The 7,945-nt window shown below is 65.3% G+C and carries 9 protein-coding genes; 4 read left to right on the top strand and 5 right to left on the bottom strand.

The genetic code is table 11. The annotated features are described in order from the left end of the window. Positions 1 to 1,137 (top strand): hypothetical protein (locus PLL20_20775; GenBank protein HPD32435.1); only part of this gene is annotated, 1,137 nt, incomplete at its 5' end. 204 nt (positions 1,138 to 1,341) lie between these two features. On the opposite strand, the gene PLL20_20780 is transcribed toward PLL20_20775, so the two are convergent. Next, positions 1,342 to 2,565, bottom strand: coding sequence for an ATP-binding protein (locus tag PLL20_20780; protein ID HPD32436.1), 1,224 nt, complete (start codon positions 2,563 to 2,565; stop codon positions 1,342 to 1,344). Positions 2,566 to 3,026: 461 nt separating this feature from the next. On the opposite strand from PLL20_20780, the gene PLL20_20785 reads away from it, so the two are divergent. Continuing rightward, positions 3,027 to 4,397 carry a DNA modification methylase gene (locus PLL20_20785; GenBank protein HPD32437.1) on the top strand — a complete coding sequence of 457 codons (1,371 nt, stop codon included), beginning with the start codon at positions 3,027 to 3,029 and terminating at the stop codon, positions 4,395 to 4,397. Here the strand turns inward: PLL20_20785 and PLL20_20790 are convergent. From PLL20_20790 to PLL20_20805, 4 genes are read right to left on the bottom strand one after another with little or no spacing between them, the layout of a single operon-like run. Beyond that, positions 4,388 to 5,302, bottom strand: coding sequence for a winged helix-turn-helix domain-containing protein (locus tag PLL20_20790; protein ID HPD32438.1), 915 nt, complete (start codon positions 5,300 to 5,302; stop codon positions 4,388 to 4,390). The genes PLL20_20785 and PLL20_20790 overlap by 10 nt on opposite strands. 18 nt (positions 5,303 to 5,320) lie before the next feature. Continuing rightward, entirely contained in the window at positions 5,321 to 5,581 is a 261-nt protein-coding gene (locus tag PLL20_20795; protein ID HPD32439.1) for a hypothetical protein, read from the bottom strand. Further along, positions 5,582 to 5,791 carry a hypothetical protein gene (locus PLL20_20800; GenBank protein ID HPD32440.1) on the bottom strand — a complete coding sequence of 70 codons (210 nt, stop codon included), beginning with the start codon at positions 5,789 to 5,791 and terminating at the stop codon, positions 5,582 to 5,584. Positions 5,792 to 5,809: 18 nt separating this feature from the next. Continuing rightward, positions 5,810 to 5,977, bottom strand: coding sequence for a hypothetical protein (locus PLL20_20805; GenBank protein HPD32441.1), 168 nt, complete (start codon positions 5,975 to 5,977; stop codon positions 5,810 to 5,812). Positions 5,978 to 6,148: 171 nt separating this feature from the next. On the opposite strand from PLL20_20805, the gene PLL20_20810 reads away from it, so the two are divergent. Both PLL20_20810 and PLL20_20815 read left to right on the top strand, forming a co-directional pair. Next, on the top strand, positions 6,149 to 6,367 hold the full coding sequence (locus tag PLL20_20810) for a hypothetical protein (protein ID HPD32442.1): 219 nt from the start codon (positions 6,149 to 6,151) through the stop codon (positions 6,365 to 6,367). A 94-nt stretch (positions 6,368 to 6,461) separates the two neighbouring features. Further along, positions 6,462 to 7,829: a hypothetical protein gene (locus tag PLL20_20815; protein ID HPD32443.1), complete on the top strand. Its 1,368-nt coding sequence runs from the start codon at positions 6,462 to 6,464 to the stop codon at positions 7,827 to 7,829. Positions 7,830 to 7,945 lie beyond the last annotated feature (116 nt).

Genomic DNA, 7,945 nt, shown 5'->3' on the forward strand with positions numbered 1-7,945 from the left:
GTCAACCAGCGCATCTGCGTCGAGGTCGGACTTCAGGACTGCCTGGGCGACGCATTCGCCAGCGGCGAGGGCATCGAGGACCGACTGTTCGTCACGCCGTCGGTCCTGTTCCAGACCGACGAGATTGACGGCCTGATGAACGCCATCAACAAGGCCTCCGACGCCAGGCACGAGGGCATCATGAACGTGCTGCTGAAGATGTACACCTCCAGCAGCACCATCCACCCCATGCGGGTCAAGGCCGGCGGCCAGTCGCCAGGCGTCATCGACCAGCCGTCGCTGTGCATGCTCGGCACGGCCGTGCCCAAGTACTACTACGAGGCCCTCAACGTCCGCATGCTCAACAACGGCTTCTTCGCCCGGCTCATCATCCTGGAGGCGGGCAAGCGCGGCCGGGGCCAGACGCCCGTCGCGCGGCCCATCCCGCAGTCCATCCTCGACACGGCCCGCTGGTGGGCGGACTACCGACCGGCGACGGGCAACCTCCAGGACTGGCACCCGATACCCGTCTGCGTCGAGGCGACGCCGGAGGCCGACGCGGCGATGGAGGAGTGTCGCGCCTACGCCGACGACCGCTACGCCGAGGCCGAGGAGAAGGACGACCCGGCGGCCATGGCTATCTGGGCGCGGGCCTGTGAGAAGGCCCGCAAGCTCGCGCTCGTCCACGCCGTCAGCGCCGGCCACCTCCAACCCCGCATCGACGAGCGGGCCGTCCAGTGGGCCTGGCGGTTCGTTGACTACCAGACCCGGCGGATGCTCTTCATGGCCGGCCAGCACGTGGCCGAGGGCGAGTTCGACGCCAAGTGCAAGCGGATGCTGGAGGTGCTCACCTCGTGGCGGCAGCGACGCGGGGACGCCTGGATGCCGCATTGGGAACTGTCGCGCCGCCTCAAGTGGAGCGACAAGGACATCGAGGAGGTCCGCAATGCTCTGCGCGGCCAGCGGCGCATCGAGCACGACGTGGGCTCGACCGCCGGAGGCGGCCCGGTCGCCCAGCGATACCGGCTGCTTTGTCCCGGCGGGCAGTTGCCGCAGTTGCCACACGTAAATGTGGCAACTGGCGGCGCGAACGAGTCGGTTGCCGACCAGACCGCAGGGTCGCCGCACGAGCCGATGCGGGAACTGGCGGGAACGTAAGGTATGAAAAGAGAAGATATTACATCATCTTCTTCTCAGTTACCACATTACCGCATAGTACCCCCGCCCGCGCGACGTGCGCCCGCGCGTACGCGCGCGAGGGGTGCGGTGGCGGCAACCGGTGACTTATGCGCAACAGCCTATCGCTTCCACATCCGCGCCGACCGGCGCGCGAGGTATCCCATCAGCTTTCCCTTGCGGACTTTAGGCAAAGTAACGCAGCGCCTCGGATGCCCCGGCAACGAGCACCTTAGTGTCGCCGCAACAATGCACGCGCCAGGCGGGTTGGCGTACCACCTGCAACCCATGTTTGCATCCGAGCAACGGCGCGAACCTGCCCCAGTTTGGCGATGGTTCAACGTCGGCGTGCTTCACCTCGACCGGCAACCAGGGCTTGCCGTCGCGGACGATAAGGAAGTCGATCTCCCGCCGCTCCTTGTCGCGCAAGTAGAACAGGTCGAACTCGCCCTCGCCGGTGTCCGTCCAGTAGTGGCAGGCCTTGAGCAGATGCGAAGCGACGAGGTTCTCGAACCGGGCCGGCTCGGTCGGCACCGCCGCCCAATCCCACAGGTAGACCTTTCCTTCCCGGCGAAGCGACCGTGGAATCCGGCGGCTCCAAGGTTTGACCTCGAAGAGGTAATACACCTCCTTCAGGTACATCAGCCATCGGCGGACCGTGTCGAAGCTCACTTCCATGGTTTCCCGCAGGCTTGCCACGCTGAGCAGCGAGCCGACTCGCTCCGGGAGAAGAGCAGCGAGCAGCTCGATCCTGCCAAGGTCGGGCAGGCGGCTGATGTCCCGGAGGTCTTCGCGGATGACGATCTGCTGGTGATTGCGCCTCCACAGCCTGGCCGCTCGCTCGTCATGCTCGAAGAGCGGTTCGGGGAACGGCCCGTAGGTCATCAGGGCGGGCAGGCGGTCCTCGGCGCTGCGGCCAGGCTTGAACGCGCGGCCGAACAACGCCTCCAGCGCCCCATCCGGCGACAGGAACGTTACGTCCTCCATTTCGCGCAGGCTGAAGGGGTGCAGACGAAAGTGGAAATAGCGCCCCAGCAGGCTGTCGCTTCCGCGTCGATAGATGTTGAGCCTGGCGCTGCCGGTGACGAGAAAATCGCAGGGGCGTTCCAATGTGTCGTACAGCCCTTTGAGGTTGCGCTTCCAAAGCCGGTCCTTGTGGATCTCGTCCAGCACAACGAGGGGAACCGCCCTGCCCTTGCCGGGCGGAAGGACAACGGAGGGTTGCTTGGCCCACGCGTGGCGGAACTGGAACTCGTCCCAGTTGTGATATCCCCCAACGGCGCGCTCGGCCAGGAGCATCTTGGCCATCGTCGTCTTGCCGCACTGGCGCGGCCCGGACACCAGCGCGATCTTGTGGCGACGGGCGAAGCACAACCGTTTGACGGCCTCGGCCAGATAGCGGCTTCTCATGCCGACCATACTACGGACAGACCGCAGTATGGTCAAGAGAAAAACCGGTCTGACCAAACTCGTGGCAAACGCGAGTTTGGTCAGGCCAGCCGCACGGTTCCTCCGCCGCAAGCGTGCGCCGAGACGGTCGCGGGAACAGCCGCCAAGCGCGACAGAGTTTGTTTTGCCTGTCCGGCCGGGGCATGGGCCGGTCGTGGCGGCGTGTGCCCTGGCGTGGCGGCCCCATGTCGGCACGTTGGCCGGCGAGACGGACCACGCCGTCGCCGGGAGCCGCCCCAGGACGCGATACGGGCCGCCCTGGGCGACGCGGCGCTGCCGGGTGGTACCGTCAGTACCCTTGGGAAGCCTCGTTGCAACGTGAGGCGTTTCTGGCGGTCTGGCGGGCAATTTGCACGGGATTGCGCTTATTGCACGGGATTGCGTTTATTGCAAGTGTTGCATGGTGACAAGGAGGTCACGAGATGAACATTGAGTTGCGGCCTTTGGCCCAGATCAAGCCTTACGAGAACAATCCCCGGATCAACGATGCGGCGGTCGACGCGGTAGCGGAATCCATCCGCCGGTTCGGCTTTCGCCAGCCGATCGTGGTCGATGCCGACGGCGTCATCGTCTGCGGCCACACCCGCTGGAAGGCGGCCCAGAAGCTCGGGCTGGAGCAGGTGCCGGTCCACGTGGCCAAGGACCTGACGCCCGAGCAGATCCGAGCGTACCGCATCGCCGACAACAAGACCGCGGAACTGGCCGAGTGGAACCTGGAGCTGCTGCCGATCGAGCTGGCCGAGTTGCAGGGTGCCGGCATCGACTGGTCGCTGCTCGGCTTCGATGGTGATGAGTTGGCCAAGCTGCTCGATCCGGGCGTCAAGCAGGGTTTGACCGACCCCGACGAGGTCCCCGAGCCGCCGGATGAGGCCATCACCCAGCCGGGGGACATCTGGGTGCTCGGCGACCATCGTCTGATGTGCGGCGACGCGGCCCGGGCCGAGGACGTGGACCGGCTGCTGGACGGCCGGCCGATCCACCTGGTCAACACCGACCCGCCGTACAACGTGAAAGTCGAGCCGCGGTCCAACAACGCGATTGCCGCTGGGCTGTCATCGTTCGGCGAGGCGGGCGTGACGAACCACCAGGGCTTCGACCTGGCCCGTCGGCCGGACGTGGCCCGGCCGACGCATCGCAAGCTGCGGCCCAAGGATCGCCTGCTGGCCAACGACTTCGTCAGCGACGAGGAGTTCGAGCGGCTGTTGGACGCTTGGTTCTCCCAACTGGCCCGCGTGCTCGAGCCCGGGCGGGCCTTCTACATCTGGGGCGGCTACGCCAACTGCGGCAACTACCCACCGTTCCTCAAGAAGCATGGTCTGTACTTCTCGCAAGCGATCATCTGGGACAAGCAGCATCCAGTCCTGACCCGGAAGGACTACATGGGCGCCCATGAGTGGTGTTTCTACGGTTGGAGGGAAGGGGCGGCTCATGTCTTCCTCGGTCCGAACAACGCTACGGACCTCTGGCATGTCAAGAAGATCAACCCGCAGAGCATGATCCATTTGACCGAGAAGCCGGTCGAGCTGGCGGTGCGGGCCATGCAGTACTCCTCCCGGGTCGGCGAGAACGTGCTGGACTTGTTCGGGGGCAGCGGTTCGACGCTGATTGCCGCCGAACAGACCGCACGTCGGGCGTACCTGATGGAACTGGACCCGCTGTACTGCGATGTCATCGTCGAGAGGTGGTCCAAATTCACCGGGCGGAACGCGGAGAGGATTTCAGGCCAGAGCAACGCCCCGGTCGAGGCCGAGGCGTTGGAGGTGGAGGCGTCATGCGCCAGCGATCAGGCGTGATGGTCGTTGTACTCGAACTGGCCGCGATCGGTCTTGCGGAATCGGGAAACGGTGCCGTTTTCATCCGCCTTCTTGATCTCGCGGCTCATGGCAGCGTACAACGTGGCCTCGGGCGTCTTGCCGCCGGGGCTGGACCACAGGCCCTGGGCGGCCATGGCCTCGATCAGTTCCTTGGCCCGCATGGGCTTGCCTTCGGTCTTGAGCACCTCGGCGGCGGCGTCCAGGGCGCTGAGCCGCTTGGGCTGGTCGGCGGCGGCCTTTTTGGCCTTAGCAGCGCGGACCTTCGCGAGCCGCTCGGCCTCCTCGAGCGTCAGCTCACTGCGTGGGGCCTTGTCCAGGTCGCGGTCGTCGCGCTTTTGAGCCTCGGACTGCTTATTCGTGGACTTGCTCTTTGGCATGGCCTTCACCTGTTCAGGGGTCTGTGGTTCTCCGATCGGGTGACACGCCTCTGCCTGTGCGTCGCACGCAGACGGGTCGATCGTGTTCTCGCCGACTTCGCTGGGCTCCTGCTCCTCGCAGTGCCTCTCCCAGCACGCCTGGCACAGCGGGCGATCGAGATATGTCATGACGGGCGTGCCCTTGCACCCTTCCGTGGCGCAGCGCGCCGGGTCATAGCCCGGCCTGTCCTCCTCTGCTTCGGACTGAGCTGCCTCGGCGGGCACGATGCTCGGTGGTGCGGTGGTTTCAACAACGGCTGCATTTGCAGCAGGCGGCTTACCGCCGTTCTTCGGCGAAACCTTATGCCGCAGCCGCTGGGGACTCTTGATACGGATGCGTTTGCCCGTGGCGGTGTTCGTCGCGTTCCAGCCGCCGTGGCTGTTGACGCTGTCGATCCGCACGGTCACCAACTTGTCGCTCACCTTAGCCGTGTACAGGCCCCCGATCTGAACCTCGTTCTTCTTCATTGTAAGTCTCCTCCGCGATCACTCGCTCAAGAACCTTTCGATCTCGCTGCGCTCGATGCCCGAGAGCCCTTCGACCAGGTCGATCAGGCGTTCACGGACATGACCCATCGTGCCCGCAAAGCCCCAGTTCTTCGGCTCGGCGGCGGCCTGGTCGTCGTACTTCTTCAACTCCATCTCCAGGACATCCACCAGCCGGGCGACCTCGTGGCGTCGCGCGGCATACGTCTCGGCGGCGGTCTTGTGGTCGGTGTTCGTCGTCATGATCGTTCTCCTCTTCATTCAGGCCTTCTCCGGCACGAACAACTCGCCTGCTTCCCAGATCTCGCGCCCGTAGGCGGTCTGGACCAGGTAGGACCAGGCGTCGATCCCGTTGCGGCGGAAGGTGCAGACCCGCATGATCCGGCCGGGCTCGCCGTCGCCGATGTTGACCACCGGAGTCCCGGGCATCAGGCGTTTGTGGTGGCTCTTCGTGTTCTGCATGGTCGTCATGGTTCGCCTCCTTTCGGGTCACCTGAGGAACGCCCGCCGGAGCTCTTCGCCGGCGGCAGCGTAAAGGGCTTGCAGGGCACGGCGGCGATTCCGGACCTTGGCGGTCTGGCGTCGGGCGTTCAGCTCCCGCAGCTCGGCCAGGCAGGCCTCGATGCGGGCTTCGATGGGCTTGGTCTTGGTTCGCATGTTTTTGCCTCCTTTGTTCTGCGATTCCAGTCATGTCCTTACGCTGCATGTGGCCCCAAGGGAAGGCCAATCTGCCCGGAATCTGAGATTTTTTGCATGCCGGGCCAATACCGTACCCATAGGTACCGACCTGCGGTGTGGCCGAACTTCATACGGCGAAAGGAGGCGTAGATGAGCGACCAGGCGACAGCCCGCCCGATGAACCCGACGGCCATCACGGTGGCCGACGCCGCCCGGCTGCTGTCGGCCGCCGGCGGCCGTCCGGTGACCCCGGAACAGATCCAGGCCGACATCGAGGCCGGGTTGCCCACCAACCCGGACGGGACGATCAACTTGGTCCATTACGCGGCCTGGCTCGTGAGAGAGCAGGTTGTAGACCGCGGGCTGTAGGGGAAGAGACTCATGAAACCCAGCTTAAGCAGCGTGCTGCAAGAGCTACAGCCTGAAGCCTACAGTCTACAGCCTACGAAGCCGGAGGCTTTGTATGGCCATTGACCCGCGTCGATTGAAGCCCGCGCAACTGGTGCAGTTGCTGAACTCCACGCCGGCCGGCGAGGTGATCAGCGAACGGCAGATCTACCGCCATCGGGCCCGGGCCGGCCTGCGGATCGGTGACGGGCGCACCATCGACCTGTTGCGTTACGTTGCCTGGCTGGTCCACGAGCGTCACCAGCCAAAGCCGGAGCCCCAGGGCCTTACCGGCTACGAGGCCCTGAAAGAGCGATCACGCCAACGCAACCTCGAGCTGTCGCTGGCCGGTCGGGACATCGGCGAACTGCCGCCCGTGGTCGATGCCGCGCGAAAGGCCAAGGCCGAGCGCGACTTTCGGTTCTTCTGCGAGACCTACTTCCCGGCCACGTTCAACTTGCCGTGGTCAGCCGATCACCTCAAGGTCATCGCCAAGATCGAGCTGGCGGTGCTGGAAGGCGGGCTGTTCGCGATGGCCATGCCGCGTGGCAGCGGCAAGACCTCGCTGTGTGAGACCGCCTGCCTGTGGGCGCTGTTGTACGGTCATCGGGAGTTCGTGGCCCTGATCGGCTCGGACGAGCAGCATGCCGAGAGCATGCTCGAATCGATGAAGGCCGAACTCGAGCACAACGAGCTGCTGCTGGAGGACTTCCCCGAGGTCGTTTACCCGATCCACAAGCTGGAGGGCATCCACCAGCGAGCCGCCGGTCAGCTCTATCAGGGTAAGCAGACCCATATCGGCTGGACGGCCCGTGAGATCGTGTTGCCAACAATAGGCCTGAGGCTGGAGGCTGGAGACTGTAGGGGAAAGGAGACAACACATCGGCGCCTACAGCCTACAGCCTCCGGTCTTCAGCCTTCGCCAGCCTCGGGCGGGATCATCCGCGTGGCGGGCATCACGGGGCGCATCCGTGGAATGAAGCACAAGCGCGTGGACGGTGGCAGCGTCCGGCCGTCGCTGGTGCTGATCGACGATCCGCAGACTGACGAATCGGCGCGATCGCCGTCCCAGTGTGCCACCCGCGAGCGCATTCTGGCCGGTGCCATCCTCGGCCTGGCCGGGCCCGGGCGCAAGATCGCCGGCCTGATGACGCTGACCGTCGTCCGTCCCGACGACCTGGCCGACCGCATCCTGGACACCGAGAAGCACCCGCAGTGGCAAGGCGAACGCACCAAAATGGTCTATGCGTTCCCGGCCAACGAGGCGTTATGGCGGCGGTACGCGGAGCGGAACTGTGGGCCGAGGGTCAGCGCGGCGGAGCGGGTATCCAGGCCGCGACCAAGTTCTACCGCGACCATCGGGCGGCGATGGACGAGGGTGCCGTCGTCGCGTGGCCCGCCCGGTTCAACCCCGACGAGCTGTCGGCCGTGCAGCACGCGATGAACCTCAAGCTCGAACGCGGCGAGGCGGCGTTCTGGGCCGAATACCAGAACGAGCCCCTGCCCGATGTCGGCGCCGGTCTGAACATGCTGTAAATCCGCCGGTTTGATGATGCGGTG

The sequence above is a fragment of the Phycisphaerae bacterium genome (genome assembly GCA_035384605.1).
Lineage (GTDB): Bacteria > Planctomycetota > Phycisphaerae > UBA1845 > PWPN01 > JAUCQB01.

Bases quoted from the DNA above. Each gene is read 5' to 3' on its own strand.
- PLL20_20780 (HPD32436.1), bottom strand. From the start codon at position 2,565: ATGAGAAGCCGCTATCTGGCCGAGGCCGTCAAACGGTTGTGCTTCGCC.
- PLL20_20785 (HPD32437.1), top strand. From the start codon at position 3,027: ATGAACATTGAGTTGCGGCCTTTGGCCCAGATCAAGCCTTACGAGAAC.
- PLL20_20790 (HPD32438.1), bottom strand. From the start codon at position 5,302: ATGAAGAAGAACGAGGTTCAGATCGGGGGCCTGTACACGGCTAAGGTG.
- PLL20_20795 (HPD32439.1), bottom strand. From the start codon at position 5,581: ATGAAGAGGAGAACGATCATGACGACGAACACCGACCACAAGACCGCC.
- PLL20_20800 (HPD32440.1), bottom strand. From the start codon at position 5,791: ATGACGACCATGCAGAACACGAAGAGCCACCACAAACGCCTGATGCCC.
- PLL20_20805 (HPD32441.1), bottom strand. From the start codon at position 5,977: ATGCGAACCAAGACCAAGCCCATCGAAGCCCGCATCGAGGCCTGCCTG.
- PLL20_20810 (HPD32442.1), top strand. From the start codon at position 6,149: ATGAGCGACCAGGCGACAGCCCGCCCGATGAACCCGACGGCCATCACG.
- PLL20_20815 (HPD32443.1), top strand. From the start codon at position 6,462: ATGGCCATTGACCCGCGTCGATTGAAGCCCGCGCAACTGGTGCAGTTG.